Genomic DNA, 26789 nt, shown 5'->3' with positions numbered 1-26789 from the left:
ACGCAGGCCGCGTCTAGAACAATTGCCGTCATGTATGCCAGTTCCGATCCCTCCTCGGCTCCGCTTGCGCAGGCGAATGATCTGCGTTATCGCGAGATTTTCGACAAGATCGACTGCGGTTTCTCGGTGGTGCAGGTGTTGTTCGATGGCGCACGTGCAGTGGATTACGTGTTCCTGGAAGTCAATGCGGCGTTCGAACGCGAAACCGGCATGCATGATGTGGTCGGCCGACGCATCCGCGAGCTGTCGCCGGCTCATGAGGAGCATTGGTTCCAGCGTTACGGCGAAGTCGCGCTGAGCGGCCGTTCGGCCAAGTTCGAGAGCTTTGCCGCCGATCAGGGCCGTTGGTGGGCGGTGGATGCGTTTCGTATCGGCGCGCCAGAGCAGCGTCAAATCGCCGTGCAGTTTCTCGACATCACCGAGCGCAAACGGGTTGAGCGCGATCTTGCCGAAAGCGAGGCGCGCTTCAGCGCGCTCGCCGAGGGGTTGCCCATGCCGGTGTGGGTGCTGGATGTCAGCGGCGAATTGCGTTTCACCAATACCGCCTACGCGGAATTCTTCGGTATCGATGCGCAGGCTGACGCGACGCGTCCGAGCTGGAGCGATGTGCTGCATCCGGATGATGCTGGCGTGTTTGCCGTCGAGTTGCGCAATGCGCTGTGCGATCAACGCAACTTACGTGCGCTTGTGCGTGCGCGCCGTCATGACGGCCAATGGCGCTGGGTCGAGATGACGGCAGTGCCGCGTTACTCCGCCGAGGGGCAATTCATTGGCTTGGCCGGTAGCAGTCCGGACGTCACCGAACGCCGCGAGATCGAATTGGCGCGGGAGCAATTGCTCGACTCCGAGCGCAGTGCGCGTAACGCTGCCGAGAGCATGGCACGGCTGAAGGACGAGTTTCTGGCCACCTTGTCGCACGAACTGCGCACGCCGTTGACCACCATTCTCGGCTGGAGCGATCTGCTGTTGCAGCGATTGCCGCCGGACGATCCCAGCAGCAAGGGATTGTCGGTCATCGCCAGCAGCGCGCGTGCGCAGCAGCGGCTGATCTCGGACATGCTCGATCTGAGCAGCATGTTGCTGGGCAAGGTGCAGTTGGAAGTGGAAGCGCTGGATCTGGCCGAGCAGGTGCGCGAGGCGATGCGCGCGCAGGAGCCTGTGGCCAATGGCAAGGACCAGGCATTGACCCTACAGGCGCCATCGCAGCCGTGCATGGTGCTGGGCGACGCCACGCGCTTGCAGCAGGTGTTCTGGAACCTGTTGTCCAATGCGATCAAATTCACGCCTGCGCATGGGCGTATCGACTTGACGATCGAGGTGGATGCCGACGGCGAGCACGTCAATATCGCGGTGCGCGATTCCGGCGATGGTATTTCTGCCGACTTTCTGCCGCATCTGTTCGGCCGGTTTCGCCAGGCCGACAGCACCACCACCCGCTTGCATGGTGGGCTGGGTCTTGGCTTGGCGATCGTGCAGCAGTTGGTGGAGATGCACGGGGGACAGATCAGCGCGGCCAGCGAAGGTCGCGGTTGCGGCGCGGTGTTCACCGTGCGTCTGCCGTTGCACCGTGATGCCTCGTGCAAGCGTCCGTTGCGCGAGGTGCGTGCGTTCGCGACGTCCGAGAAGGTGGTCGAGGCGCATGCGCTCAAGGGCATGCGTTTGCTGGCAGTGGAAGATCAGCCGGATATGCTCGATTACCTGCGTCGTCTGCTCGAAGAGCAGGGCGCGCAGGTCATCGTGGCCGGTTCCGCCAGCGAAGCCTTGGAGCTACTCGGTGGTGATGGTTATACCGCCATCGACGTGATGGTCACCGATATCGGCATGCCGGGCATGGACGGCTACGGCCTGATTCGCACTGTGCGCGAGATCATGTGCCTGGGTCCGGCCGAACTGCCGGCGGTGGCGGTGACCGCGCTGGCGCGCGATGACGATCGTCGGCGCGCGTTGCAGTCCGGGTTCCAGGAGCATCTGGCTAAGCCGTATAGCGTGGCGCAGTTGGTCTCGGCGGTGCGCTTCGCTCGGCAAGGCTGATCGCGGTTGCCGGCTGGCGTGCGGAGTGCATGCGAGGATGGCAGCGTGTGCTCCGTTATCGTCTCGACGGTGCAGGTGGTCGCGCCATTGCACAGCGTAGCGGATGGCGCAGGAGTGGGCGGCGTAGACGTTGCGTCGATGACCTGGCCGATGCTGTCGATACATCGCTCCGCATCTGCTGGTCGCATGAATCCGCACCGTGCGCTGCTGCCAACAGCGGTCCTGGCGCTGTGATTGCCGTGCCGTGGCCTTGACGTAGATTTCACTTTTTCTCTGGCGCGGCTGTGCATCATCGCCATTCGCCCGGTTTCCTGGATTTCCACGACGCATGGCTATTTTTTCGCCGATTCGTGCATGTTGGGTCGTGTGCGCCCTTGCGGTTGTCTTGCTCGCCGCTTGTGGCGATACCGCCAAACATTCCATCGAGGATGGTATGGGGCCCAATCCGGTATTGCCAGATCCGGTGAGGCGGATGATTCCCACGGTGAAGATCGCGCAGGTCAAGCGCTGGGCCGTCGGTGCCGCACCGGTACCGGCCGATGGCTTGGCGGTGCAGGCATTCGCGCGCGATCTGAATCACCCGCGCTGGCTCTATGTTCTGCCCAATGGCGATGTGTTGGTGGCTGAGAGCGCGGCACCGCCAGCGCCGAACAAGCAAAGCAGCGGCCTGCGCGACAAGATCCAGGGTGCGATGATGGCCAAGGCTGGCGCCAGTATGCCCAGCGCCAATCGCATTACCTTGCTGCGCGATGCCGACGGCGATGGCGTGGCCGAAGTGCGCACGCAGTTTTTGACGGGCCTGCATTCCCCGTTCGGCATGGCTTTGGTGGGTCATCGTCTGTACGTTGCCAATGCCGACGCGCTGGTCAGCTTTCCTTACAACGAGGGCGATACCCAGATCAGTGCCGCGCCCAGTGTCCTGGCCAATCTGCCGGGCGGTATCAATCACCACTGGACCAAGAGCCTGCTGGCCAGTCGCGATGGCAAGAAGCTCTACGTGGGTGTGGGTTCCAATAGCAACGTCGCCGAGAATGGCATGGAACAGGAGCTCAACCGTGCGGCAATCCTGGAAGTGGACGTGGCCAGCGGCGCCACCCGGGTGTTCGCTGGTGGCCTGCGTAATCCGGTGGGATTGGCCTGGCAACCCGGCACCGACACGCTGTGGACGGTGGTCAATGAGCGCGACGAACTCGGCAGCGATCTGGTCCCGGACTATTTGACCTCGGTGCGCGAGGGCGGTTTCTACGGCTGGCCCTATAGCTATTACGGCCAGCATGTGGACGAGCGGGTGCAGCCGCAGAATCCGGAGCTGGTGGCGAGCGCGATCAAACCGGACTATGCGCTCGGCGCGCATACGGCGTCGCTGGGGCTGGTCTTTTACGAGGGGACGCTGTTGCCTCCGGCCTACCGTGGTGGCGTCTTCATCGGGCAGCACGGCTCCTGGAATCGCGATCCGCCATCGGGTTACAAGGTCATCTACGTGCCCTTTGTCGGCGGCAAGCCCAGTGGCAAGCCGCAGGATGTGCTGACCGGTTTCCTGGATGTCGAAGGCCGCGCACAAGGCCGCCCGGTAGGGGTGGCGGTGGATAAGCCCGGTGCATTGTTGGTCGCCGACGATGTCGGCAACGTGGTGTGGCGGGTCACGCCGAAGATGGGTAGATAAGCATGATCGGTTGCCGCAGTTGCCGTGTCGGTTCGCGCTGCATAGGCAACTGCAGCGAGTGTGCTCAAGGCGCCACCAGCGCCGGCTCCACGCCGAAGCGGCGTGCGTAGCCGCGTTCGTCGAATACGCGCTTGACCTCGGTATCGTCCAGTCCTGGCGCGGCGTAAATGGCGTAGATCACGCGGCCGTCGTCGTGTTCTCCACGCTGGTGCAGACGATAGCGCAAGCGTTGGCTGTCGGCGCTGTTCGGATAGTGCAACGGTGGTTGGTTGCCATCCAGCTCTACCTCGCTGTTGTCGACGACACCACCGATGAAGACTGCGCGCATGCTGCTTCTCCGGGCATTGAGTGCATCCACACTAGGCGCGGGCATGTTGTCGGCGCATCAACACGACGTTGGATTGGCGCAAAGTCCGGTCAACTGTCGCACTCCCGGTAGAATGCGCGTCCCACCCGAGTGCGATTCCCGATGCCGGCTGTGCAAGATGCCCCCCTCCACACGCTGTTCCTGCCGTTCGCCCAGGGCAGGCTGCCCTGGCCAGCCGGCAAGGTGCTGTTCTTGCGCGCGCGCGAGGGTTGGGCGCTGCGCCAGCATGCGCAGGCGACGCAACTGGTCTGCGAACAGGACTACCGCCCATTCGCCATGGCGTTGCAGCAGGGCGGGTGGCAGGTTCGCACGGAGCAGGCCGGCGCTCATGACGATCCTGGTGGTTATGCGCTGGTGCTGGTGCTACCGCCACGCCAGCGCGAGGAGGCGCGGGCCTTGCTGGCACGTGCGTTGGCGCTGGCCGCGCCGGGCGGCGTGGTGGTCGCCTGTCAAGCAAATAATGAAGGTGCGCGCTCCGGCGAGGACGATTTGCAGCAATTGGCTGGCCTCGGCGGCAAACTGACCAAACACCATTGCCGGGTGTACTGGACCGCGCCCCTGCACGGGACGCACGATGCCACCCTGCAACAGCGCTGGGCCGCTGCGGACGCGCCGCGACCGATCCTTGGCGGGCGCTTCCTTAGCCGTCCCGGCGTGTTCGCTTGGGACCGCATCGACCCGGCTTCGGCGCTGTTGGCCGAGCATCTGCCAGCGGACCTGCGCGGGCGTGCCGCCGATCTCGGCGCTGGTTACGGTTATCTGTCGGCCGAATTACTGGCGCGCTGCGCGCAGATCACCGCGTTGGATCTGTTCGAGGCCGATGCGCGCGCGCTGGCAATGGCGCGCCATAACCTGGCACAGACCCCGGCCACGGTGACGTTGGGCTTCCACTGGCATGACGTCACCGCGGGGCTGCCTGCGCACTACGACGTGATTGTCAGCAATCCGCCATTCCACGCGCCCGGTCGGATGGAGCGGCCGGACATCGGTCGCCGTTTCATCGCGGTGGCCGCGCAGGCGCTGACGCCTGGCGGACGCCTGTATCTGGTCGCCAATCGGCACCTGCCCTACGAGGCGGTGCTCGATGCCAGCTTCGGCGCGACCGAGGTGGTCGCCACCCGCGACGGTTTCAAGCTGATCTGTGCGGTGCGCGCTCGCACGACGGTACGCCGATGAAGCTGGTCAAACATCTGGCCAACCTGGGGTACGGCAGCCGCAAGCAGGTGGCGCTGATGTTTCGCGAGGGACGTATCACCGATGCCGACGGCGATGTCCTGTATGCCGACGATCAGGTGCCGCATGCGGCGATCCGGGTCGATGGCGAAGTGCTGGATCCGCCGCCGGGGTTGATCCTGGCGTTGCACAAGCCGGTCGGCTACACCTGTTCGACCAAGGACCCCGGACGCATCGTCTACGATCTGTTGCCGCCGCGATTTCGCCTGCGTTCGCCCCTGCTGTCCACGGTCGGACGCCTGGATCGCGACACCAGCGGCCTGCTGTTGATGACTGACGATGGCGCCCTGCTGCATCGCATCGTCGCGCCGAAGTCGCGTTTGGCCAAGATCTACGAGGCGACCCTGGCCGAGGATCTGCGTGGCGATGAGGCCGCGCAGTTCGCCAGCGGCACGTTGTTGCTGGACGGCGAAACCACGCCCTTGCTGCCGGTGGAAATGGAGGTGCTGGGCGCACGGCAGGTGCGTGTCGCCTTGCACGAAGGGCGTTACCACCAGGTGCGGCGGATGTTTGCCGCGGTCGGAAATCATGTGATCGCGCTGCACCGTTGCCGCATCGGTGGCCTGGCGTTGGACGAACTGCCCGCTGGGCAGTGGCGTGTGCTGGAGGCGGCCGAGCTGGCGCAACTGTTTGGATAGCAGCCTGGATTCGCAACGCGCTCAGACGTGTTGCGTTGAACAGTGTGGTCTGATTAAAACCACGCTGCGCAATGTGCAGTGTGGCTAACAGGCGTGATCGGGAAAGTGGGTTGCACTTCAGCGTGCGCGCCTGCAATCGCTGATTGTTGCCAGTGGAAAATCTCCGCTGTGGTGGCGCAGTGGAGGATCGATGGGGTCACTCGAATAGCTTTTTCCATCCGTCCACGCCAAGTTTCTCCAGCGTTTGCAGGTTGCGTTCGACGATCACATCTGCGTCCGGGAACGCGGCCACCGCGCGCTCCACGCTGTCCTCGCGCAGCAGGTGCAGGGTGGGGAAGGGCGCGCGATTGGTGTAGTTGCCGATGTCCTCCGCTGCGGTGCCGGCGAACTGGTAGTGCGGATGGAAGCTGGCCACTTGCAAAATGCCTTGCAGATCCAGTGCTTGGACCGCAGCGTCAGCGTTGTCGAGGAAGTCGTTGTAGTCCAGGAAATCCTGCAGCACGTCTGGATGCACGATCAGCGTGGTGTCGATCTGTTCGGCAGGGGTATCGCGCAGCAGCAGCAGCTCCTCGGCCAATTCTTCGAGCAGGGCCTCGGGCGTGGTCGCATCGCTGAGCACGTAGCGCACTTGCTGCTTGACGTACACCGCCTTGGCGAATGGACACAGGTTCAGGCCGATCACTGCGCGTTCCAGCCATTGGCGGGTCAATGCGATGGGATCGGCGGTGTGGCAGGTGGGGGTGGGATCCATGGCGACGGTGACGTTGGGTAGAGCGCTGGCGCGCAAGTGTATGCCGGATGCGGGGTGTCACGGTGCGGCCGCTGGCATGGCGCGGGCAGCGGCGTGGCAGCGACATCGGTAGGATAGGTGCTCTTTTTCCGAGGAGTTGCCATGCCGTCTTTCGACGTCGTTTCCGAAGTGGACAAGCACGAACTGACCAATGCGGTGGATCAGGCCAACCGGGAACTGGCCACGCGCTTCGACTTCAAGGGCGTGCAGGCCACCTTCGAGCTGGACGATCAGGTCATCGCCCAGTCCGCGCCCAGCGATTTCCAACTCAAGCAGATGACCGATATCTTGCGCGCGCGCCTGCTTGCGCGTGGCATCGACGTGCGCTGCCTGGAGTTCGGTGACGTGGAGATCAATCTGGCTGGCGCGCGGCAGAAAGTCACTGTCAAGCAAGGTATCGAGCAGAAGCTGGCTAAAAAGATCGTCGCCACGCTCAAGGAGGCCAAGATCAAGGTGGAAGCCCAGATCAACGGCGAGAAACTACGCGTCAGCGGCAAGAAGCGCGATGATCTGCAGGACGCGATCGCTTTGCTGAAGAAGAGCGATTTCGAGCTGCCATTGCAGTTCGACAACTTCCGCGATTGAGCCCACAGCGGTGCATGGCCGCCGCCGCATGCCGATAGGCATCGGACGTGGATCGCGGCGATAATCCGCGCATGCCCCGTTCCCGTTCCAATGCTGTGGCTGCGGCGTGGATGATCGCTGCGGTCGCGTTTTTCTCGCTGATGGACGTGGCGATGAAGTTGCTCAGCGCGCATTACCCGGCGCTGCAAATGGCCACGCTGCGCGGTGCCGCCTCGCTACCGTTCGTGTTGCTCTGGGTGCTGGTCAGCGCTGGACCACGCGCGATCATGCCGGTGCGCTGGGGATTGCATCTGCTGCGCGGTGTGCTCGGCATCGTGATGATCGCCTGCTTCGCCTGGGCGTTGCGCCACCTGTCGCTGTCCACCGCCTATACCATCTACTTCGTTTCGCCGCTGCTGGTGGCGGCGTTGTCGGTGCCGTTGCTTGGCGAGCACGTCGGCCCGCGGCGCTGGGCCGCGATTGGCCTCGGCTTGGTGGGCGTGTTGGTGGTGCTGCGGCCGGGTGTGGGAGGGCTGATCTCGCTGCCAGGTCTGATGGTATTGCTGGCGGCCGGTGCCTATGCGGTGGCGACGATCCTGGTCAGCCTATTGGCGCGCAGCGATACCCCGCAGTCGCTGGTGGTCTGGTTTTTATTGCTCATGGCATTGGGTGCTGGTGCGTTGGCGCTGCCGGGATGGACGCCGCTGCAAGCGGCCGATGCGGGCTGGATCACTTTCATGGGGCTGGCCGGTGCGCTGGGCCAAGTCGCGCTGACCCAGGCATTTCGCCGTGGCGACGCCTCGCTGATCGCGCCGCTGGAATACAGCGGCCTGCTGTGGGTGATCCCCTGGGATTGGCTGCTCTGGCGCACGCTACCCGATGTCTGGACCTGGGTGGGTGGGGCGATCATCGTCGCCAGTGGCCTGTATCTGCTGCATCGCGAGCGGATACGTGCCGTGTCCCATCCGCCGCCGCAGATGCACCCCTGACTTGGTCGGTGCCGGCCATGCGATGCGGGCGTTAGCGTCGTTAACACAACGACGGTCTCGCCCTCGGACGGGCGCGGGCATTGCTCGGAATCCTCATGTACCCCCTGTACACTGCGGTTCCTGCGCGCTGTCCGCGCCCAGCCGACAGCGACTCGCGACGTGTTGTTAGCCACTCTCAACATCCGATGGGATAACACTCGCCATCCTGGCCTGATAGGCTTTGCCCCCTTTCTTGAGGGCACCGTGTGGTGATCCAGTTCGAGCGCCTGCACAAGTCCTATGACGTTGCCGACCGGCCGGTCGTGGCCCTGCATCCGCTCGATCTGCGGATCGAGGCCGGCGAGGTATTCGGCATCATCGGCCATTCCGGTGCCGGCAAATCCACCCTGATCCGGTTGATCAACCGGTTGGAGGAGCCCAGCGGTGGACGTTTGCGCATCGACGACGAAGACGTCACCGCGCTGGATCGTGCCGGGCTGCGCACGCTGCGCCAGCGTGTGGGCATGATCTTCCAGCACTTCAATCTGTTGTCCTCGCGCACCGTCGCCGGTAACGTTGCCTTTCCGCTGGAGCTGGCCGGCACGCCGCGTGCGCAGATCGATCTGCGGGTCGCCGAACTGCTGGCTCGGGTCGAATTGACCGAACACGCCAGCAAGTATCCGGCGCAATTGTCGGGCGGACAGAAGCAGCGTGTCGGCATTGCCCGCGCCCTGGCCACGCGGCCGCGCATCCTGCTGTGCGACGAGGCCACCAGTGCATTGGATCCGCAGACCACCGCCTCGGTGCTGGCGTTGCTGGCACAGATCAACCGCGAGTTGGGCCTGACCATCGTGCTGATTACTCATGAAATGGAGGTGATCCGCCGGGTCTGCGATCGCGTAGCGGTGCTGGATGCCGGGCACTTGGTGGAAATCGGAGCGGTGAGCGATGTCTTCCTGCACCCGCAGCATCCGACCACCCGCCGCTTCGTCTCCGAAGCCGAGCATGTGGACGAGAGCGAACTGCATCGCGACCTCGTCGCGGTAGCCGGACGCGTCTTGCGGTTGACCTTCCTCGGTGCCGACACCTACGCGCCGCTGCTCGGGCATATCGCCCGTACCACCGCAGTGGACTACAACATCCTGTCCGGGCGCATCGACCGGATCAAGGACACCCCGTATGGTCAGCTCACTGTGGCCCTGGTTGGTGGCGACATCGACGCGGCGCAGGCCGCATTCGTCGCTGCCGGCGTGCATGTGGAGGAACTGCGCCGATGAGCTGCTTCGCGATTGCTGCCGGTGGCTTCTTCCATCATCTCGATGCCGATAAATGGAACGAGATCGGCCGTGCCACGCTGGATACGCTGATGATGTTGGGTGGCGCGCTACCGCTGACCTTGCTGATCGGTTTGCCGCTAGGCGTGTTGTTGTTTCTGGTCGGGCCGCGCCAACTCCATCGGCGGCCGTTGCTCTACGGCATGCTGGCGCTGGCGATCAATGTGCTGCGTTCGGTGCCCTTCATCATCCTGATGATCGCGATGATTCCGCTGACCCTGTGGGCGATGGGTACTTCGTTGGGGGTACGTGGCGCGATCCTGCCGCTGGTGGTGGGCGCGGCACCGTTCTATGCGCGCCTGGTGGAGACGGCGTTGCGCGAAGTGGAGCGTGGCGTGGTCGAAGCCAGCCTGGCGATGGGCGCGACCACTTGGCAACTGGTGACGCGGGTGCTGTTGCCGGAGGCGCGGCCGGGCCTGATCGCCGGTGCCACTGTCACCACGATTGCGCTGATCGGCTTCACCGCGATGGGCGGCGCGATTGGCTCCGGTGGCCTGGGTGACTTGGCCTATCGCGATGGCTATCAACGCTCGCATGCCGACGTGGCGCTGGTCACGGTGCTGTTGCTGCTGGTATTGGTGCAGGCGTTGCAGATGCTCGGTGATCGTTTGGTTGCGCATTACAGCCGGCGCTGAGTGCAGTTATCGCAGTGGCTTCAGCCGCGCATGCGTTGCAGCAATCCTCGATGACGGCCAATCCGTTGCGAATACCAGGATTGTTCCGCACGCTGCAGTCAGGTCTGCTAGCGTGCGTCCATGGCGGTCGCCAGCCGCACTTCTTTCTCACGTTTTTGGATTCTTGCCATGACCCGACTCCCCTTGCGTCTCTTGCTCGCCGCCGCTGCCGTGCTTGCACTGGGCGCCTGCGCCAAGTCCGATTCCGCTGCCGACGTGTCTCACCTCAGCATTGCCGCCACGGCGGTGCCGCATGCCGAGATTCTGGAGGTGGTCAAGCCGATGCTGGAGCAGCAGGGGGTCATCCTGGACGTGCGCGTATTCAACGATTACGTGCAGCCCAACGACCAGGTGGTGCAGAAGCAGATCGACGTGAACTACTTCCAGACTGAGCCGTATCTGCAAGCCTATAACCGTGACCGTAAGAGCGATCTGGTGACCGTGGTCGGGGTGCACATCGAGCCGTTCGGTGCCTATTCGCGCCGTTTCAAGTCACTGGCCGAGTTGCCGCAGGGTGCCGAAGTGGTGATTCCCAACGATCCCAGCAACAACAGCCGCGCATTGATCCTGCTGGACAAGGCTGGGGTCATCAAGCTCAAGGATCCGGGTAACGCGCTCTCGACGCAGCGCGATATCGTGTCCAATCCCAAACAGTTGAAGTTCCGCGAGCTGGATTCGGCGATGCTGCCACGGGTACTGGAGCAGGTCGATCTGGCGCTGATCAACACCAACTACGCGCTCGATGCCGGGCTCAACCCGACCCGTGACGCGCTGGCGATTGAAAGCAAGGATTCGCCATATGTCAACTTCCTGGTCGCTCGTGCCGACAACAAGGATGACCCGCGCGTGCGGAAATTGGCCAAGGCGTTGACCAGTCCACAGGTGAAGGCTTTCATCCTGCGCAAGTACCAGGGCGCGGTGCTGCCGGCGTTCTGATGCGGGGGCGGGTGTGGCTTGGTCGGCGTGTCGTGTCGCGACAGAAACAAACGGGCCCGTTCGGGCCCGTTTGCTTATGCCATGGAGCGAAGGTGCTTAGAAGCGCGCACCGATACCGAAGCTGACCAACCACGGATCCAGCATCAGTTCCTTGCCGGTGCCGCTGCCGGCAACGTCCACTTCCGGACGCGAGCGCATGTAGCGGGCGTCGGCGCGGGCGAACCAGGTGGAGTTGATGTTCATGTCCACGCCGACGGTGCCCATCGGACCCTTGGCGGTGTCCAGGCTCACGTGGTCGCCGGTGGCCGAGAGCCCGTCGATCTTCTCGTGGCTGAAGTTGGACTGGTAGTAGCCGACGCCGACGAACGGACGGAACACGCTGTCCGCTGCACCGAAGTGGTACTGGCCACTCAGCGCAATCGGCTGCTGCTTGACGCTGCCGACCTTGCCGACGGCATCGGTACGGACGCGGTGGCTGAACTTGTCTGGCGCGCCCCACAGTTCGACCGCCCAGTTGTCGTCGATCAGCCAGCTGGCGCTGATGGTCGGCGCCGGGCCGCCGTCGACATGCAAGCCATTGGCAGGCTTGGAGTGCGGATCGAGCAGCGTCGCGCTACCAACGACAGAAAAATGCTTGCCGGATGCGGTGTCGGCATCCTGCGCGAACGCGGCGGGCGCAAAAGCAAGGGCGGAAAGCACAGCCAAGCTCAGAATTTGAATGGACCGCATGGGAATCTCCTCATCTTTTCTTGTTGGCCACGGGAAGTGGGCGGGGACAACGTATCCACGGAAAGATGAATCCCCGCCGACCCTGGCCGGGTGAGTGAGGATGACGTTCAGGCACGTCCTTGCGATGCTTCAAATAACGAGGTTTTAAGACTTATGAGTGTTCAATTATGTGATGGTGGCGTGAAGAATGCGCCATTGTTGCAGGGCTTACCTGCGCAGATCCGCGACGATTGTCGTGTGCTCGTCCTGGGTTCGATGCCCGGTGCGGCTTCCTTGCAACAGGCGCGCTACTACGCACATCCACGCAATCGGTTCTGGCCGCTGATGGCAGCGCTGTGCGGTTTCGATCCGGCCCTGGACGACATGCAGCGCCTGCGCGCGTTGCACCTGGCCGGTATTGGTCTGTGGGACGTGATCGGTCAATGCCAGCGCCGTGGCAGCCTGGACGCGGCGATCGTGCGCGGCAGCGAGGTGCCCAACCCCTTGCCTCAGCGGATCGCGCAGTTGCGCCAGTTACGCGCGATTGCTTGCAACGGTGCTGCTGCAGCGCAGGCGTTCGCCCGTTTCGTGCAGCCGCAGTTGTTGCCACGCGATCCACCGTTGCACCTGTTGAAATTGCCGTCCACCAGCCCGGCCAATGCGGGCTTTGCCCTACCGCGCTTGTTGCAGGCGTGGGTGCCGCTGCAGGCGTGGTTGACGTTGCCGCTGACGTCGCGTTGAACGTCAGCGCCGCGCGCGCAACCACAGTGTCTGTGCCAGCAGTGCCGCGGCCAGTGCCAGTGCCGCCCAGGCCGCGCTGTACGCCCCGTCCAGGGGGCTGCCAATCTGTTTGACGTAGACCGCCGCCAGCGCCCACAGCGCGGCTGCGGCGTAGACCGGATTGCCGCGCATCGCACGGTTCATGCTCAGTAGCAGCACGGCGGCCAGGGCGAGTAACGCCAGGCTCCACGGCAACATGTGCGTGGTCGACAGCCAGCGGTAGGCCACTATCACTTGCGCGGTGTTCAGGAAAGCCGCCAGCGAGAGCCAGCCGGCATGCAGCGACAGCGGCAACCATGCCCACGTTATCTGTTTGGGCTTGCTAGCGCGCGTGCGCGATAGCCGCAGCGCCGCCAGCCCGAGGCTGCCCAGCGCCGCCCAGATCACCGCCAGCGCCAGCAGGAAGTGTTGTTGCGAAAACACCGGCATCCAGGCCGCAGTCAGCGCGAATCCCAGCGCCGCCGGCCAGCGCACCCGCGCCAGGGTGCCGTCGTGTCGCGGTGTCAGTTGCCACAGGCCGAAGCCCACGTCGAGCAGGAAGATCACACCCCAGATCGCGAAGGCGTAGCCGGCCGCGACGATCAGGGTGGGGTAGTTGTCCGAGATCGCGCCGTTGCTCGGGCCAAACGCGCCACGTTGCGAAAACCAGGCGACCAGCGGCATTGCCAACGACATCAAGAGCACCAAGATCCGCATGAGCATCCTCACAAAAACTTGGGGGGATGTTAGAGAAGCCTTCGTTAAGGCAGTGCGCCGTCGCACGCGGCGCATCGGGTCAACATGCGCAGGCGTACAGTCCCTTGCCGATGCGGCTTGTGCCGTTCGGTAGGGGCGCGGCGATGGGCCATGACGGGTTTTTGCTCCGACAATGGTTGGCGCTGCGGCTGCGGACGGCCACAATAGGGGTTTCCTCTTATCAAGTTGCTGGAGTTCCCCGCATGGCCGAAATCAAGGAAGCACGTGTCCCCGATATCGGTGACTACAGCGATGTCCCGGTAATTGAAGTACTGGTGGCGGTGGGCGACACGGTGAAGAAAGACCAGAGTCTGGTCACGCTCGAATCGGACAAGGCAACGATGGAAGTGCCCTCGCCGTTCGCTGGCGTGGTCAAAGAGGTCAAGGTCAAGGTGGGCGATAGCCTGTCCGAGGGCAAGCTCGTGGCGCTGATCGAGGTGTCCGCAGAGGCCGCTTCCAGCGCGCCTGCGGCTGCGGCCAAGGCGCCGCCCGCGCCGGCCAAGCAGGACGTCGCCCCGGCAGCGCCGATCAAGCAGGAGACGGCCACGTCAGTACCGGCTGCGGCTGGTGGGGTGGTCGAGGCGACGGTGCCGGACATCGGCGACTACAGCGACGTGCCGGTCATCGAAGTGCTGGTGGCAGTTGGCGACACGGTGAAGAAAGACCAGAGCCTGGTCACCCTGGAGTCGGACAAGGCGACGATGGAAGTGCCTTCGCCGTTCGCTGGCGTGGTCAAGGAGCTCAAGGTCAAGGTGGGGGATCACCTGTCTCAAGGCAAGGTAGTGGCGCTGATCGAAGTGGCTGGCGCCGCCGCTGCGCCTGCCGCCGCCGCGCCGGCCGTTGCTGCGGCGCAGCCCAGCGCTCAAGCTGCTGGCGGTGCCTCGGTCCCGGCCGCGTCCACGTCAGGCGCGCAGAGCTCGGCCAAGGCCGCCGCGTCGTCCGCGACGCAGAACAGTCCGCCGGTGGAATTCAATGCCGATAGCGTGCTGCCGCACAAAGTGCCCTACGCCAGTCCAGCGGTGCGGGTGTTCGCGCGTGAGCTGGGAGTGGATCTGTCCCAGGTCAGCGGTTCCGAGCAGGGCGGTCGCATCAGCAAGGACGACGTGCAGCGCTACGTCAAGGCGGCGCTGTCCGGCGCTGCCCCCGGCGCTGTGTCGGCAGCCGGCGGCAATGGTCTGAACCTGCTGCCGTGGCCGAAGGTGGACTTCGCCAAATTCGGCGAGGTCGAGGTCAAGCCGTTGTCGCGGATCAAGAAGATTTCCGGCGCCAATCTTGCGCGCAACTGGGCGATGATTCCGCACGTCACCCAGTTCGAGCAGGCCGACATCACCGATCTGGAAGCGCTGCGCGTGGCGCTGAACAAGGAGAACGAGAAGGCTGGCATCAAGCTGACCATGCTCGCCTTCCTGCTCAAGGCCAGCGCTGCGGCGCTGAAGCAGTTCCCGGATTTCAACGCTTCGCTGGACGCCAGTGGAGAGAACCTCACCCTGAAAAAATACGTCCACATCGGTTTTGCCGCCGACACTCCAAACGGATTGGTGGTGCCGGTGATCCGCGACGTGGACAAGAAGGGCGTGGTCGAACTGGCGCGCGAGAGTGGCGAGCTGGCTAAGAAGGCTCGCGATGGCAAGCTCGGCCCGGCCGAGATGAGCGGCGGCTGTTTTTCGATCAGTTCGCTCGGCGGCATCGGCGGCACCGCGTTCACGCCGATCGTCAATGCGCCGGAAGTGGCGATCCTGGGTGTGTCCAAGTCGTCGATTCAACCGGTTTGGAACGGCAAGGAGTTCGCGCCGAAGTTGCTGCTGCCGCTGTCGCTGAGCTACGACCACCGGGTCATCGACGGTGCCGCCGCTGCCCGCTTCACCACGTATTTGAGCCAGGTGCTGGCGGATATGCGCCGCGTGCTGCTGTAACGCTAGCTGCGCCGGTGCCGCGCTTGTCGCGGCGTCCGTTACCCCTTTACCTGCGTGCGTCGCGTTCAAGCGCGGTGCGTGCCGACGAACTGCAAATGCCCATCGCTGCGCCGATGGGTCACAGGAGAAGCTGCATGGCGGTCATTGAGGTCAAAGTCCCGGATATCGGCGACTACAGCGACGTTCCGGTCATCGAGGTGCTCGTCGCCGTCGGCGATGTGGTGAAGAAGGACCAGAGCCTGGTCACCCTGGAATCGGACAAGGCCACGCTGGAGGTGCCGTCCGCGGCGTCCGGGGTGATCAAGGAGTTGAAGGTCAAGCTCGGCGACACCTTGTCCGAAGGGGCGGTGATCGCGTTGTTGGAAACGGCGCAGGACAATGCCGCGTCGCCAGTCGCCAAGGCCGAGGTGCCTGCCAGCGCGCCGTCGGTACACTCTTCGCAGCCTGCCCCGGCCGAGCGGTCGGCGCCGACGCCTGCCTCCTCCAGCGGCAAGCCTGCCGACATCACCTGCAAGATGGTGGTGCTTGGTGCCGGCCCGGGGGGCTACACCGCCGCGTTCCGGGCTGCCGACCTAGGGTTGGACACGGTGCTGGTCGAGCGCTATCCCAGCCTCGGTGGCGTCTGTCTCAATGTCGGCTGCATCCCGTCCAAGGCGCTGCTGCATGCGGCGGCGGTGATCGATGAAGTCGCGCATGCCGGCGACTTCGGCGTGGATTTCGGCGCGCCCAAGATCACCCTCGACCGCTTGCGCGAGTACAAGGAGAAGGTGGTCGGCAAGTTGACCGGCGGCCTGGCTGGCATGGCCAAACAGCGCAAGGTCCGCACCGTCACCGGCGTGGCCAGCTTCGTTTCGCCCAATGAGCTGGAGATTGTCGGCAGCGATGGCAAGACCCAGTTGCTGCGTTTTGAGTATTGCGTCGTCGCCGCTGGCTCGCAGGCGGTGAAGCTGCCGAACTTCCCGTGGGACGACAAGCGGGTCATGGATTCCACCGACGCGCTGGAATTGCAGGAAATCCCCAAGACCTTGCTGGTGGTCGGCGGCGGCATCATTGGTCTGGAAATGGCCACGGTGTACAGCGCACTGGGCAGCAAGGTCACCGTGGTCGAGTTCATGGACCAACTGATGCCCGGTGCGGATAAGGACCTGGTCAAGCCCCTGGCCGATCGGCTGAAGCAGCAGGGTGTGGAAATCCACCTGGGAACCAAGGCGGCGGCGGTCAAGGCCGAGAAGAAAGGCATCACCGTGACGTTCGAGGCCGCTGCGGCCGGGGCGGCGCCGGCATTGGCCGCGACCACCTATGACCGCGTGCTGGTTGCGGTGGGGCGCGCACCCAATGGCAAGAAGATCGGCGCCGACAAGGCCGGCATCCACGTCACCGAGCGCGGCTTCATCCCGGTCGATCGGCAGATGCGTACCAATGTGCCGCATATCTTCGCTATCGGCGACATCGTCGGGAACCCGATGCTCGCGCACAAGGCCACCCACGAAGGCAAGCTGGCCGCCGAAGTGGCCGCCGGCGAAAAGAAGGAGTGGGTGGCGCGGGTAATCCCATCGGTGGCCTATACCAATCCGGAGGTCGCCTGGGTCGGTGTCACCGAGACCGAAGCCAAGGCCAAGGGGCTGAAGGTGGGCGTGGCCAAGTTCCCGTGGGCGGCCAGTGGTCGCGCCATCGGTATTGGCCGCACCGAAGGCTTCACCAAGTTGATCTTCGACGAGCAGACGCACCGGGTCATTGGTGGCGCCATCGTGGGCGTGCATGCCGGCGACTTGCTGGCTGAAATCTGCCTGGCGATCGAGATGGGAGCCGAGGCCGAGGACATCGGTCATACCATCCATGCGCATCCGACCCTGAGCGAGTCGGTCGGGATGGCCGCCGAGGTCTATGACGGCACGATTACCGACCTGTACATCCCGAAGAAGAAATAGCATCCGCGCCGCGCCGCTTCCTGCTCACGCTGAAGCGGCGCATGCAGCCTGCGAAAGCATGCGACTGCACGCAAATGCGGCTCCATCGAGCCGCTGGCAGCGGCAAAGAATGGGGTGGATTGCCTAAAGCTTAATGCTTCAGGTCGGCTGCCGTGGTGCCGCGACAGTGTTCGCCATTGGCGGGAGTCTGTGGCGGCCCTTCGTGCTTGTAGAAAATAAGCCGAAGGCTAGAGAAAAGAGCCCCGGGGCGAGCCGGGGCTCCGTGGGTCTGCGCTGTGGTGCTGACGAGGATGCGCGCAGTCCCTAAGGCATTGGACTAGTCGGCGCGATTAAAAGTTCCCGCGCAGATTTTTGTTGTGCTGCGGCAGTCCAGGACAGGTATCGCAGGCGCTGCGTGTTATGGTGGTCTAGCCCGTGGCTGACGTTAGGGGCGGCAAAGAGCCGATGGCGGTTGTCTGGCAAATTGTCCCATTGCTATAATTCTGCGTCTCGACGGACGCCAAAACGTCCTCAATCCACCACCAACTGCAGGTTTTTCCGTGCTGAACTCCGTTGATGCGAGTCGGCGGCTGATGCTGCGCGCAGCGATTTACCCATTGGTGGCGGTGGCCGTGGTGTCCTTGGCGTTTTCGTGCCTGGGGGTGAAATACGCCATGGGTACTGCTGTGACCGGGCTGGCGACGGTGGCAGGGGGATGGTTGGCGGCCCGCATGGCGCTCGGTGGCGGTGTGCAGGCGGCGGGTTCGGCGATGGCGCGGTTGGTCGTGGCCATGGTGTTCAAGTGGGTGTTGGTGTTCGCGGTACTGGCGCTAGGTTTTGCCTGGTGGCGGTTGCCTCCTCTGGCCCTGTTGGCGGGTATCGCCGTCGGGTTGATGTTCCAAGTTCTGGCTCTGGCCAGACGTTGATCGAATCGAAAAAGGCTCAGGACTCATGGCGGGCGAGGCAGCAACCCCTACCTCCTACATCCAGCATCACCTTAAGAACCTCACCTTCCAGGTGCAGGAAGGCGGCTTCTGGCAATTGCATATCGACACGCTGGTGATGTCGTTGCTGATGGGCCTGCTGATGGTGTTTGCCTTCTGGATGGCCACGCGCAAAGCCACCGCCGGTGTGCCGGGCAAGTGGCAGGCGTTCGTGGAAATCATGCTGGAGTTCGTCGACCGTCAGGCCAAGGACACCTACCACGGCACCAGCAAGCTGGTGACACCGATTGCGATCACGCTGTTTTTCTGGATCCTGATGATGAACTTCATCAAGCTGATCCCGGCGGACTTCATCGCCATCCCGCTGGATTTGGCTGGCGTGCATCACTGGAAGCCGGTGCCCACGGCCGACGTCAATGCCACGCTCGGCATGTCGATCAGCGTGTTCTTCCTGATGGTGTTCTTCTCGCTACGCTCCAAGGGCGTGGGCGGGATGGCCAAGGAATTCCTCACTGCGCCGTTCGGCAAATGGATGTTGCCGTTCAACCTGATTCTCAACGTTGTCGAATGGCTGAGCAAGCCGGTATCGCTGGGCATGCGACTGTTCGGCAATATGTTCGGCGGCGAGATCGTGTTTTTGCTGATCTGGGTACTGGGTGGCGCTGGCATTTTCGGTGCGCTGGCCGGCGGCGCGTTCGGCTTCGGCTGGATGCTGTTCCACCTGCTGGTGATTCCGTTGCAAGCGTTCATTTTCATGATGCTGTCCATCGTGTATCTGAGCCTGGCGGAAGACAGCCACTAACGTTTCGTTTTCTGTTTCACCTGTTTCTTTAACCCTTCGTTCGTTTCATCATCCTCAAGCAACTTGTTCCTGGAGAAAACCATGTTCTTTGCTGTTCTGACCAACCTCGCCCAAGTCCAGAGCTCCACCATCCTCGCTGTCGGCATCATGATCGGTCTGGCCGCGCTGGGCGCTGGTCTTGGTCTGGCCATCATGGCCGGCAAGTTCCTGGAATCGGCCGCGCGCCAGCCGGAATTGATCCCGGTGCTGCAGGTCCGCATGTTCATCACCGCCGGTCTGATCGACGCCGCGTTCATCATCAGCGTCGCGGTTGGCCTGCTGTTCGCGATTGCCAACCCGATGATCGGCGAGTTCGTCGCGCGTCTGCCGCAGGGCGGTTGATCCCGTCGCATCGGCACGCGGTCGCGTCAGGCGGCCGCCGCTGCGCAGGAAGGTTCGGACGCGTTCGCCGTGCTGGCGGCGCGTCCACCACGTCATCTTTGGTTGAGCGTACCCCATGAATATCGGTCTCACCCTCTTTGCCCAGGCGCTTGCCTTCGCCGGTCTGATCTGGATTGTCGCGACCAAAATCTGGCCGCCGCTGATGCAGGCCATCGAAGCGCGTCAGCAGAAGATCGCCGAAGGTCTGGCTGCTGCCGATCGCAGTCAGAAGGATCTGGCTCAGGCGCAGGAAAAGGTCAACGAAGCGTTGAAGGACGCGCGTAGCAAGGCTAACGAGATTATCGACCAGGCCCACGCACGCGCGAATCAGATCGTCGAGGCGGCCAGACACGAAGCAGTCGTCGAAGCCAATCGGCAGAAGGATCTGGCGCAGGCCGAGATCGAGGCCGCGGCCAATCGCGCGCGCGAAGACCTGCGTCGCCAGGTATCGTTGCTGGCGGTGAGCGGTGCCGAAAAGCTGCTCAATCGCGAAATCGATGCCAATGCGCACAAGGCGCTGCTCGACGCGCTGGCGGCGGAGCTTTGAGATGAGTCAGTCCCTCACACTGGCGCGTCCCTACGCCCGTGCCGCGTTCGCTGCGGCTAGCGATGCTGGCAAGCTCGTGCCGTGGTCGCAGGCGCTGGCGTTTTCCGCTCAGCTCGCGGCCGATCCGCGTGTGGCCGCGTTGTTGCACAACCCGCAGTTGCAGCGCGATCAAGCGGTGACGTTGCTCGCGCCGGAGCAGGCCGACGAGCAGTATCAGCGTTTTCTGAGCCTGCTGGCGGAAGGTCAGCGCCTATCGCTGCTGCCGGAGATCGCTGGGCTTTACGATCAATTGCGTGCCGATGCCGAGCGCGTGGTCAAGGCCAATGTGACTTCTGCCGCCGCGTTGAGCGATGCGGAAGTGGCCTCGTTGAAGCTGGCATTGCGGCAGCGTTTTGGCCGCGAGGTCGAGATCACGACGGCGGTGGATGCCTCGCTGATCGGCGGTGCGGTGATCGACGCGGGAGACGTGGTCATCGACGGCTCGTTGAAAGGCAAGCTATCGCGTCTGCAGTCCGCATTGGCTCACTAAGAACCGGGAATGGCGAAGAGAGAAGAGAGAACCCGGCCTGACGACGACGTCATGCGCGATTCCCGATTTTCCACTCCCGATTCTCAAAAAAGCTAACCACACGTCGCCATTCGCCTCTGTGCGATGGACGATCCGAAGGAAACCAAGATGGCAACCACGCTCAACCCCTCCGAAATCAGCGAACTGATCAAGAACCGTATCGAGCAGGTCAAGCTGGCCGCGGAGTCGCGCAACGAAGGCACGGTCACCAGCGTGTCCGACGGTATCGTGCGCATCTTCGGCCTGGCTGACGTGATGCAGGGCGAAATGATCGAACTGCCGAACGACACCTATGCCCTGGCACTGAACCTGGAGCGCGACTCGGTCGGTGCCGTGGTGCTTGGCGACTACGAGAACCTGCGCGAAGGCGACATCGCCAAGACCACCGGCCGCATCCTGGAAGTGCCGGTGGGCAACGAGTTGCTGGGCCGCGTGGTCAACGCACTGGGCGAGCCGATCGACGGCAAGGGGCCGCTGGGCACCCATCTGACCGCGCCGGTGGAGCGTGTGGCGCCGGGCGTGATCTGGCGCAAGTCGGTCGATCAGCCGGTGCAGACCGGTTACAAGTCGGTCGATGCGATGATCCCGATCGGTCGTGGTCAGCGCGAGCTGCTCATCGGCGATCGTCAGACCGGCAAGACCGCGCTGGCCATCGACGCGGTGATTAACCAGAAGACCACCGGCATCAAGTGCGTGTATGTGGCGATCGGGCAGAAGGCGTCCACCGTCGCCAACATCGTGCGCAAGCTGGAAGAGAACGGCGCGCTGGCCCACACCATCGTGGTCGCCGCGACGGCCTCCGAATCGGCGGCGATGCAGTACATCAGCGCCTACGCCGGCTGCACGATGGGCGAATACTTCATGGATCGCGGCGAAGACGCGCTGATCGTGTATGACGATCTGTCCAAGCAGGCCGTGGCCTACCGGCAGATCTCGCTGCTGCTGAAGCGCCCGCCGGGCCGCGAAGCGTATCCGGGTGACGTGTTCTACCTGCACAGCCGTTTGCTGGAGCGCGCCGCGCGCGTGTCCGAGGAGTACGTGGAGCAGTTCACCAAGGGCGCGGTCAAGGGCAAGACCGGCTCGTTGACCGCGTTGCCGATCATCGAGACCCAGGCCGGCGACGTGTCCGCGTTCGTGCCGACCAACGTGATTTCGATCACCGACGGGCAGATCTTCCTGGAAACCGACTTGTTCAACGCGGGCATTCGCCCGGCGGTGAACGCCGGTATTTCGGTGTCGCGTGTCGGCGGTGCCGCGCAGACCAAGATCATCAAGAAGCTCTCTGGCGGCATCCGTATCTCGCTGGCGCAGTACCGCGAGCTGGCGGCGTTCGCGCAGTTCGCCTCGGATCTGGACGAAGCCACGCGTAAGCAGCTCGAGCGCGGTCAGCGCGTCACCGAGTTGATGAAGCAGAAGCAGTACCTGCCGATGTCCATCGCCAACCAGGCCTTGTCGATCTACGCGGTCAACGAGGGGTATCTGGACGACGTGCCGGTCAGCAAGATCGGCGCGTTCGAGGAAGGGCTGCACGCGCACTTCGCCAACACTGCTGGCGAGCTGATCGCCAAGGTCAACGCCAGTGGCGACTGGAATGGCGAGATCGAGGCGGCGTTCAAGAAGGGTATCGGCGAATTCAAGACCACCGGTAGCTGGTAAAGCGCCGGGCCCCGGAATCCGGAGCCCTGGACCCGCGAAAGCGGAGTCCCGGGACCGTGACCTGGGCGCCGGGTGACAACAACGAGTCGTGATCCAGGGTCTTTAGCGGGCCCTGGGTTCCGGGTCACGAGTCCCGAGAAGAGAGATGGCAGGCGGACGCGAAATCAAATCCAAGATCAAGAGCGTGCAGAACACCCGCAAGGTGACGCGTGCGCTCGAGATGGTCTCCGCTTCCAAGATCCGCAAAGCGCAGGATCGGATGAAGACCTCGCGGCCTTACGCGCAAGCGATGAAGCAGGTGATCGGGCATCTGGCGCAGGCCAGCACCGAGCACACGCATCCATTTCTGGTGCAGCGCGAAACGGTCAAGCGCGTCGGCTATATCGTGATCTCTTCCGATCGTGGCCTGGCCGGCGGGTTGAACAACAACCTGTTCCGCAAAATGCTCGGCGAAGTGCGTCAGTGGCAGGACCAGGGCGCCGAAGTGGACGTGGTCACCATCGGGCAAAAGGCGTCGGTGTTTTTCCGCCGGCTCAAGGTCAATATGGTCGGCAGCGTCAGCCACCTTGGCGATGTGCCTCACCTGGAACAGTTGGTCGGTGTGATCAAGGTCATGCTGGACGCGTTCACCGAGGGCACGCTGGATCGCGTGTATCTGGTCTACAACCACTTCATCAACACGATGACGCAGAAGGCCAGTTTCGACCAGTTGCTGCCGCTGCCAGCGGCGGAATACAAGGTCGCGCATCACGACTGGGATTATCTATACGAACCCGATGCCGAGACCGTGCTGGAGCATGTGATGCGCCGTTACATCGAGTCGCTGGTGTACCAGGCGGTGCTGGAGAACGTGGCTTCCGAGCATGCGGCGCGCATGGTCGCGATGAAGGCGGCCAGCGACAACGCCAGCAAGCTGATCAGCACCTTGCAGTTGGTTTACAACAAGGCGCGTCAGGCCGCGATCACCCAGGAAATTTCCGAAATCGTCGGCGGCGCGGCCGCTGTGTAGCCGGGAATCGGGAAAGATGCCGCAGGGCGCGTTGTCGCAAGCCGCTGCTCCCGCGCCAGATTCCCCGTTCCCCATTCCCGATACCAGATTCGCATAGACATAAGTGGAGTTACCCAAATGAGTCAGGGCAAGATCGTTCAGATCATCGGCGCAGTCGTCGACGTCGAATTCGCGCGGGCCGATGTGCCGAAGATTTACGACGCATTGAAGGTCGAAGGCACCGCCATCACGCTGGAAGTGCAGCAGCAGTTGGGCGATGGCGTCGTGCGCACCATCGCCCTCGGCTCCACCGATGGCCTGAAGCGCAATCTGATCGCGACCAACACCGGCCGCGCGATCGCGGTGCCGGTCGGCGCGGGTACGCTGGGCCGCATCATGGACGTGCTGGGCCGTCCGATCGACGAAGCCGGCGAGGTGCAGGCCACCGACCATTGGGAAATCCACCGCGCTGCGCCGACATACGAAGATCAGTCCTCGGCCACCGAATTGCTGGAAACCGGCATCAAGGTCATCGACCTGATGTGCCCGTTCGCCAAGGGCGGTAAGGTCGGCCTGTTCGGCGGCGCCGGTGTCGGCAAGACCGTCAACATGATGGAACTGATCAACAACATCGCCAAGGCGCACGCGGGCCTGTCGGTGTTCGCCGGCGTGGGCGAGCGCACCCGCGAGGGCAACGACTTCTACCACGAGATGAAAGACTCCAACGTCCTGGACAAGGTCGCGATGGTGTACGGCCAGATGAACGAGCCGCCGGGCAACCGCCTGCGCGTCGCGCTGACCGGCCTGACCATGGCCGAGTACTTCCGCGACGAGAAGGATGCCTCGGGCAAGGGTAAGGACGTGCTGTTGTTCGTCGATAACATCTATCGCTACACCCTGGCCGGTACCGAAGTGTCGGCGCTGCTGGGCCGTATGCCGTCGGCGGTGGGTTACCAGCCGACCCTGGCCGAGGAAATGGGCGTGTTGCAGGAGCGCATCACCTCCACCAAGAACGGCTCGATCACCTCGATCCAGGCGGTGTACGTGCCTGCGGACGACTTGACCGACCCGTCGCCTGCGACCACCTTCGCCCACCTCGACGCCACCGTGGTGCTGTCGCGTAACATCGCCTCGCTGGGTATCTATCCGGCGGTGGACCCGCTGGATTCGACCAGCCGCCAGCTCGATCCGAACGTGATCGGCCACGAGCATTACGACACCGCGCGCCGCGTGCAGTCCACCTTGCAGAAGTACAAGGAGCTGAAGGACATCATCGCGATCCTCGGCATGGATGAACTGTCCGAAGAGGATAAGCAGGCCGTCTCGCGTGCGCGCAAGATCGAACGCTTCTTCAGCCAACCGTTCCACGTGGCCGAAGTGTTCACCGGCTCGCCGGGCAAGTACGTGTCGCTGAAGGAGACCATCCGCGGCTTCAAGGCGATTGTCGATGGCGAGTACGACCACCTGCCGGAGCAGGCGTTCTACATGGTCGGCGGCATCGAGGAAGCGGTCGAAAAAGCCAAAAAGATGGCCGAAAAGGCCTGATCCGTGCAGCCGGCCGCACGCGGTCGGCGCGCGCATCCGCACGTCAGTTGTCAGCTATCGTCAAGGCGGGGCGCAGGACATCGAAGCACCGGGCAAGTCATACGGCCATTGAGCCGCTTGGCCACTCCCGCAGCCGCAGTCCAGCGTCCCACCTCATCCAGTGAGGCACCATGAGCACCATCCGTTGCGACATCGTCAGCGCCGAGAATGAGATCTACCACGGCGACGCGACCCTGGTGGTCGTCACCGGCGAGCTGGGCGAGTTGGGCATCGCACCCAAGCATGCGCCGCTGATCACCCGGCTCAAGCCCGGTAAGGTGGTGGTGACCACCGCTGGCGGCGAGCAGTTGGACTTCGCCATTTCTGGTGGCATCCTTGAGGTGCAGCCGCAGGTGGTCACCATCCTGGCCGACACCGCGATCCGCGCGCAGGATATCGACGAGGCGTCCGTGCGCAAGGCCAAGGAAGAAGCCGAGCGTTTGCTGGCTGGTCGCGGCGAAGGCATCGACGTGGCCGAGGCGCAGGCCAAGCTTGCACAAGTGACCGCACAGTTGCAGGCGCTGGAACGCCTGCGCAAGAACCTCAAGCACTGAGTGTCATGCGCGGCCGATGGGCGAGCCCATCGCGATAAAGACGCCGGCGCTTGCCGGCGTTGTCGTTTCTGCGCGATTTGCATCGGTATCGCGGTGGATTGTGACGCAAACCATACTTCTGGCTTTATCGTTGCTGACTCGATGGTGGCGGTATGACACAACACCGCCTTGCGTCATTGCATGGCGCAATAGCTGCGGCAAGATGTGCGCCCGATCTGCGCATCCTTCCCCCCGACTGCAGACGATTTTCGGAGAATCACGATGACCACAACCGCTTCCTCTTCCCTTGCGCATGCGCTGACGGCGCTGCTGGCCGGTACCGTCTTGATGGGCTGTGCGATCCCCGCCGCTCGCAGCTCGACTCCGCTGGAGCCGCTGTTGGATCGCATCGTCGCGCGTAATGCCATCGGCGACCAGGTAGCGTTGAGCAAATGGGATAGCGGCAAGCCGGTGCTCGATAGCACGCGCGAAGCCGCCGTGTTGGCCAAGGTGCGCGAACAAGCCCCGGCGCATGGTGTGGATCCCGACGATGCGGCGCGCTTCTTCGGCATGCAGATCGAATCCAACAAGCTGGTGCAGTACGAATTGCTATCGCGTTGGCACCTGCGTGGTCGCGCACCCGACCGTCCGCGTCCGGATTTGAGCGCGCTGCGCACACGTCTGGATCAGTTGCAGGGCGAGATGCTCGATGCCTTGCAGGCCAACGCGACGCTGCGGCAGGCGCCGGACTGTCCGGCCACGACCGCCCGCGCCGCAGAACTCTATGCGCTGCGCTGGCAATTGGATCAACTCCACCGCACCGCGCTGGTCCGCAGCCTGGGCGATTTCTGCCACTGAGTGTGGAGGTGGTGCGGTGGGTGTCGCACCGACGTGCTTCAGGAGCGCATCCAGTCGCGGCTGCGCGGTTGTCCGTCCTGTACCGGTCGCGGCCAACAGCGTTGATATCGGTGAACGCGTGCGATGGCGTCTATGCCATCGCACGCGGTCGAGCGCCGCATACCGTGTGGTCAGCGATACACCAACTGTCTGCCGAGAAAGAACGACACCACGGACAGCATGCCTTCGACCAGCGGCTTGCCCAACCAAGCCAGACGCAGACCCAGCGCGTTCGCGCATAGCGACACCAGCCAACTACTGAGGACGGTGAGCGCAAGCCACAGAGCGGCGAAACGAGCGAAGCGTTGCCAGCCCAGACGGGGGACATTGCCATTGGCGAAGGTGATGCGGCCGTTGAGCCAGAACCCGAGCATGGCCCCGCAGATGCGGCCCAGCACATTGCCGGGAATCGGTGGCATGCCCGCAGCGGTCGCCCCGACGAACACGCTCCAATCGACCAGCAATTGCAGCAGGCCGATCAGCATAAATTGGCTGCTCTGTCGCAGGAGACTCATGCAGATCCAGGGTAAGAGGCAGATCGCGCATGCTAGCGGTTGCCGTGCCCAGATACACCCCTGCTGCGTGCAGGACACAGCGCACGGCACGGCC

The 26789-nt window shown here is 63.6% G+C and carries 27 protein-coding genes and 1 other RNA gene; 23 read left to right on the top strand and 5 right to left on the bottom strand.

Annotated elements, in window-relative coordinates:
* Positions 1 to 30: 30 nt before the first annotated feature.
* Together XALGPE39_RS13660 and XALGPE39_RS13650 are read left to right on the top strand one after the other, a co-directional pair.
* The gene (locus tag XALGPE39_RS13660; protein WP_045728653.1) at positions 31 to 2031 is read left to right on the top strand and encodes an ATP-binding protein; all 2001 of its coding nucleotides are present in this window, start codon (positions 31 to 33) and stop codon (positions 2029 to 2031) included.
* A 328-nt stretch (positions 2032 to 2359) separates the two neighbouring features.
* Positions 2360 to 3694 (top strand): sorbosone dehydrogenase family protein, encoded by a 1335-nt coding sequence (locus XALGPE39_RS13650; RefSeq protein ID WP_045728651.1) that lies wholly within the window; start codon positions 2360 to 2362, stop codon positions 3692 to 3694.
* Positions 3695 to 3758: 64 nt separating this feature from the next.
* Here the strand turns inward: XALGPE39_RS13650 and XALGPE39_RS13645 are convergent, their stop codons facing one another.
* Positions 3759 to 4022, bottom strand: coding sequence for a hypothetical protein (locus tag XALGPE39_RS13645; protein WP_045728650.1), 264 nt, complete (start codon positions 4020 to 4022; stop codon positions 3759 to 3761).
* A gap of 141 nt (positions 4023 to 4163) precedes the next feature.
* Here XALGPE39_RS13645 and XALGPE39_RS13640 point away from each other — a divergent pair, with 141 nt between their 5' ends.
* Entirely contained in the window at positions 4164 to 5237 is a 1074-nt protein-coding gene (locus XALGPE39_RS13640; RefSeq protein WP_045728649.1) for a class I SAM-dependent methyltransferase, read from the top strand.
* On the top strand, positions 5234 to 5932 hold the full coding sequence (locus XALGPE39_RS13635; RefSeq protein WP_045728648.1) for a pseudouridine synthase: 699 nt from the start codon (positions 5234 to 5236) through the stop codon (positions 5930 to 5932). The genes XALGPE39_RS13640 and XALGPE39_RS13635 overlap by 4 nt, the downstream gene beginning before the upstream one ends.
* A gap of 196 nt (positions 5933 to 6128) precedes the next feature.
* Here the strand turns inward: XALGPE39_RS13635 and XALGPE39_RS13630 are convergent, their stop codons facing one another.
* The gene (locus XALGPE39_RS13630; RefSeq protein ID WP_045729225.1) at positions 6129 to 6683 is read right to left on the bottom strand and encodes a DUF1415 domain-containing protein; all 555 of its coding nucleotides are present in this window, start codon (positions 6681 to 6683) and stop codon (positions 6129 to 6131) included.
* A 141-nt stretch (positions 6684 to 6824) separates the two neighbouring features.
* Here XALGPE39_RS13630 and XALGPE39_RS13625 point away from each other — a divergent pair, with 141 nt between their 5' ends.
* From XALGPE39_RS13625 to XALGPE39_RS13605, 6 genes are all read left to right on the top strand, one after another.
* Positions 6825 to 7307 (top strand): YajQ family cyclic di-GMP-binding protein, encoded by a 483-nt coding sequence (locus XALGPE39_RS13625; RefSeq protein WP_045728647.1) that lies wholly within the window; start codon positions 6825 to 6827, stop codon positions 7305 to 7307.
* Between the two features lie 71 nt (positions 7308 to 7378).
* Positions 7379 to 8275, top strand: a complete 897-nt coding sequence (locus XALGPE39_RS13620) for a DMT family transporter (protein ID WP_045729224.1) — start codon at positions 7379 to 7381, stop codon at positions 8273 to 8275.
* A gap of 95 nt (positions 8276 to 8370) precedes the next feature.
* Positions 8371 to 8446, top strand: a non-coding RNA gene (locus XALGPE39_RS15310) — sX9 sRNA.
* Between the two features lie 77 nt (positions 8447 to 8523).
* The gene (locus XALGPE39_RS13615; protein WP_045729223.1) at positions 8524 to 9531 is read left to right on the top strand and encodes a methionine ABC transporter ATP-binding protein; all 1008 of its coding nucleotides are present in this window, start codon (positions 8524 to 8526) and stop codon (positions 9529 to 9531) included.
* Complete coding sequence (locus tag XALGPE39_RS13610; RefSeq protein WP_045728646.1) at positions 9528 to 10223, top strand: methionine ABC transporter permease; 696 nt, start codon at positions 9528 to 9530, stop codon at positions 10221 to 10223. Before XALGPE39_RS13615 ends, XALGPE39_RS13610 begins: the two co-directional genes overlap by 4 nt.
* 168 nt (positions 10224 to 10391) lie before the next feature.
* Positions 10392 to 11198, top strand: a complete 807-nt coding sequence (locus XALGPE39_RS13605) for a MetQ/NlpA family ABC transporter substrate-binding protein (protein ID WP_045728645.1) — start codon at positions 10392 to 10394, stop codon at positions 11196 to 11198.
* 96 nt (positions 11199 to 11294) lie between these two features.
* On the opposite strand, the gene XALGPE39_RS13600 is transcribed toward XALGPE39_RS13605, so the two are convergent.
* A complete protein-coding gene (locus XALGPE39_RS13600; protein WP_045728644.1) occupies positions 11295 to 11927 on the bottom strand; it encodes an OmpW family outer membrane protein in 633 nt (210 codons plus the stop codon).
* Positions 11928 to 12080: 153 nt separating this feature from the next.
* Between XALGPE39_RS13600 and XALGPE39_RS13595 the strand changes: the two genes are divergently transcribed.
* A complete protein-coding gene (locus XALGPE39_RS13595; RefSeq protein WP_045728643.1) occupies positions 12081 to 12647 on the top strand; it encodes a DNA-deoxyinosine glycosylase in 567 nt (188 codons plus the stop codon).
* Positions 12648 to 12650: 3 nt separating this feature from the next.
* Here the strand turns inward: XALGPE39_RS13595 and XALGPE39_RS13590 are convergent, their stop codons facing one another.
* Complete coding sequence (locus XALGPE39_RS13590) at positions 12651 to 13382, bottom strand: hypothetical protein (protein WP_045728642.1); 732 nt, start codon at positions 13380 to 13382, stop codon at positions 12651 to 12653.
* Positions 13383 to 13624: 242 nt separating this feature from the next.
* Between XALGPE39_RS13590 and aceF the strand changes: the two genes are divergently transcribed.
* The 12 genes from aceF (at position 13625) to XALGPE39_RS13530 (ending at position 26141) form a co-directional block, all read left to right on the top strand.
* The gene (gene aceF, locus XALGPE39_RS13585; protein WP_045728641.1) at positions 13625 to 15334 is read left to right on the top strand and encodes a dihydrolipoyllysine-residue acetyltransferase; all 1710 of its coding nucleotides are present in this window, start codon (positions 13625 to 13627) and stop codon (positions 15332 to 15334) included.
* 134 nt (positions 15335 to 15468) lie between these two features.
* A complete protein-coding gene (gene lpdA / locus XALGPE39_RS13580; RefSeq protein WP_045728640.1) occupies positions 15469 to 17262 on the top strand; it encodes a dihydrolipoyl dehydrogenase in 1794 nt (597 codons plus the stop codon).
* Positions 17263 to 17801: 539 nt separating this feature from the next.
* Complete coding sequence (locus XALGPE39_RS13575) at positions 17802 to 18167, top strand: hypothetical protein (RefSeq protein ID WP_200893885.1); 366 nt, start codon at positions 17802 to 17804, stop codon at positions 18165 to 18167.
* A 25-nt stretch (positions 18168 to 18192) separates the two neighbouring features.
* Entirely contained in the window at positions 18193 to 18987 is a 795-nt protein-coding gene (gene atpB / locus XALGPE39_RS13570) for a F0F1 ATP synthase subunit A (RefSeq protein WP_045728638.1), read from the top strand.
* 81 nt (positions 18988 to 19068) lie between these two features.
* Entirely contained in the window at positions 19069 to 19368 is a 300-nt protein-coding gene (atpE, locus tag XALGPE39_RS13565; protein ID WP_045729222.1) for a F0F1 ATP synthase subunit C, read from the top strand.
* 115 nt (positions 19369 to 19483) lie between these two features.
* Positions 19484 to 19954 (top strand): F0F1 ATP synthase subunit B, encoded by a 471-nt coding sequence (locus tag XALGPE39_RS13560; protein ID WP_045728637.1) that lies wholly within the window; start codon positions 19484 to 19486, stop codon positions 19952 to 19954.
* A gap of 1 nt (position 19955) precedes the next feature.
* On the top strand, positions 19956 to 20483 hold the full coding sequence (locus XALGPE39_RS13555) for a F0F1 ATP synthase subunit delta (protein WP_045728636.1): 528 nt from the start codon (positions 19956 to 19958) through the stop codon (positions 20481 to 20483).
* Between the two features lie 147 nt (positions 20484 to 20630).
* A complete protein-coding gene (gene atpA, locus XALGPE39_RS13550) occupies positions 20631 to 22178 on the top strand; it encodes a F0F1 ATP synthase subunit alpha (RefSeq protein ID WP_045729221.1) in 1548 nt (515 codons plus the stop codon).
* Positions 22179 to 22323: 145 nt separating this feature from the next.
* On the top strand, positions 22324 to 23187 hold the full coding sequence (atpG, locus tag XALGPE39_RS13545; protein WP_045728635.1) for a F0F1 ATP synthase subunit gamma: 864 nt from the start codon (positions 22324 to 22326) through the stop codon (positions 23185 to 23187).
* A gap of 117 nt (positions 23188 to 23304) precedes the next feature.
* Complete coding sequence (gene atpD / locus XALGPE39_RS13540; protein WP_045728634.1) at positions 23305 to 24711, top strand: F0F1 ATP synthase subunit beta; 1407 nt, start codon at positions 23305 to 23307, stop codon at positions 24709 to 24711.
* Positions 24712 to 24881: 170 nt separating this feature from the next.
* A complete protein-coding gene (locus XALGPE39_RS13535; RefSeq protein ID WP_045728633.1) occupies positions 24882 to 25304 on the top strand; it encodes a F0F1 ATP synthase subunit epsilon in 423 nt (140 codons plus the stop codon).
* A 261-nt stretch (positions 25305 to 25565) separates the two neighbouring features.
* A complete protein-coding gene (locus tag XALGPE39_RS13530) occupies positions 25566 to 26141 on the top strand; it encodes a chorismate mutase (RefSeq protein ID WP_045728632.1) in 576 nt (191 codons plus the stop codon).
* A 170-nt stretch (positions 26142 to 26311) separates the two neighbouring features.
* Here XALGPE39_RS13530 and XALGPE39_RS13525 read toward each other — a convergent pair whose 3' ends face one another.
* Positions 26312 to 26695 carry a GtrA family protein gene (locus XALGPE39_RS13525; RefSeq protein WP_045728631.1) on the bottom strand — a complete coding sequence of 128 codons (384 nt, stop codon included), beginning with the start codon at positions 26693 to 26695 and terminating at the stop codon, positions 26312 to 26314.
* Between the last annotated feature and the right edge of the window lie 94 nt (positions 26696 to 26789).

This window comes from Xanthomonas sp. GPE 39, from assembly GCF_000963005.1.
In the GTDB taxonomy this organism is placed as follows: Bacteria; Pseudomonadota; Gammaproteobacteria; order Xanthomonadales; family Xanthomonadaceae; genus Xanthomonas_A.
Note: the sequence above shows the minus strand (reverse complement) of the source record. Positions and strands in the feature narration are given on the sequence as shown.

Bases quoted from the DNA above. Each gene is read 5' to 3' on its own strand.
- XALGPE39_RS13560 (WP_045728637.1), top strand. From the start codon at position 19,484: ATGAATATCGGTCTCACCCTCTTTGCCCAGGCGCTTGCCTTCGCCGGT.
- XALGPE39_RS13620 (WP_045729224.1), top strand. From the start codon at position 7,379: ATGCCCCGTTCCCGTTCCAATGCTGTGGCTGCGGCGTGGATGATCGCT.
- atpB (WP_045728638.1), top strand. From the start codon at position 18,193: ATGGCGGGCGAGGCAGCAACCCCTACCTCCTACATCCAGCATCACCTT.
- XALGPE39_RS13600 (WP_045728644.1), bottom strand. From the start codon at position 11,927: ATGCGGTCCATTCAAATTCTGAGCTTGGCTGTGCTTTCCGCCCTTGCT.
- XALGPE39_RS13590 (WP_045728642.1), bottom strand. From the start codon at position 13,382: ATGCGGATCTTGGTGCTCTTGATGTCGTTGGCAATGCCGCTGGTCGCC.
- atpD (WP_045728634.1), top strand. From the start codon at position 23,305: ATGAGTCAGGGCAAGATCGTTCAGATCATCGGCGCAGTCGTCGACGTC.
- XALGPE39_RS13630 (WP_045729225.1), bottom strand. From the start codon at position 6,683: ATGGATCCCACCCCCACCTGCCACACCGCCGATCCCATCGCATTGACC.
- XALGPE39_RS13650 (WP_045728651.1), top strand. From the start codon at position 2,360: ATGGCTATTTTTTCGCCGATTCGTGCATGTTGGGTCGTGTGCGCCCTT.
- aceF (WP_045728641.1), top strand. From the start codon at position 13,625: ATGGCCGAAATCAAGGAAGCACGTGTCCCCGATATCGGTGACTACAGC.
- XALGPE39_RS13535 (WP_045728633.1), top strand. From the start codon at position 24,882: ATGAGCACCATCCGTTGCGACATCGTCAGCGCCGAGAATGAGATCTAC.
- XALGPE39_RS13640 (WP_045728649.1), top strand. From the start codon at position 4,164: ATGCCGGCTGTGCAAGATGCCCCCCTCCACACGCTGTTCCTGCCGTTC.
- XALGPE39_RS13555 (WP_045728636.1), top strand. From the start codon at position 19,956: ATGAGTCAGTCCCTCACACTGGCGCGTCCCTACGCCCGTGCCGCGTTC.
- XALGPE39_RS13660 (WP_045728653.1), top strand. From the start codon at position 31: ATGTATGCCAGTTCCGATCCCTCCTCGGCTCCGCTTGCGCAGGCGAAT.
- XALGPE39_RS13530 (WP_045728632.1), top strand. From the start codon at position 25,566: ATGACCACAACCGCTTCCTCTTCCCTTGCGCATGCGCTGACGGCGCTG.
- XALGPE39_RS13625 (WP_045728647.1), top strand. From the start codon at position 6,825: ATGCCGTCTTTCGACGTCGTTTCCGAAGTGGACAAGCACGAACTGACC.
- XALGPE39_RS13605 (WP_045728645.1), top strand. From the start codon at position 10,392: ATGACCCGACTCCCCTTGCGTCTCTTGCTCGCCGCCGCTGCCGTGCTT.
- atpG (WP_045728635.1), top strand. From the start codon at position 22,324: ATGGCAGGCGGACGCGAAATCAAATCCAAGATCAAGAGCGTGCAGAAC.
- XALGPE39_RS13645 (WP_045728650.1), bottom strand. From the start codon at position 4,022: ATGCGCGCAGTCTTCATCGGTGGTGTCGTCGACAACAGCGAGGTAGAG.
- lpdA (WP_045728640.1), top strand. From the start codon at position 15,469: ATGGCGGTCATTGAGGTCAAAGTCCCGGATATCGGCGACTACAGCGAC.
- XALGPE39_RS13525 (WP_045728631.1), bottom strand. From the start codon at position 26,695: ATGAGTCTCCTGCGACAGAGCAGCCAATTTATGCTGATCGGCCTGCTG.
- XALGPE39_RS13635 (WP_045728648.1), top strand. From the start codon at position 5,234: ATGAAGCTGGTCAAACATCTGGCCAACCTGGGGTACGGCAGCCGCAAG.
- atpA (WP_045729221.1), top strand. From the start codon at position 20,631: ATGGCAACCACGCTCAACCCCTCCGAAATCAGCGAACTGATCAAGAAC.
- atpE (WP_045729222.1), top strand. From the start codon at position 19,069: ATGTTCTTTGCTGTTCTGACCAACCTCGCCCAAGTCCAGAGCTCCACC.
- XALGPE39_RS13595 (WP_045728643.1), top strand. From the start codon at position 12,081: ATGAGTGTTCAATTATGTGATGGTGGCGTGAAGAATGCGCCATTGTTG.
- XALGPE39_RS13610 (WP_045728646.1), top strand. From the start codon at position 9,528: ATGAGCTGCTTCGCGATTGCTGCCGGTGGCTTCTTCCATCATCTCGAT.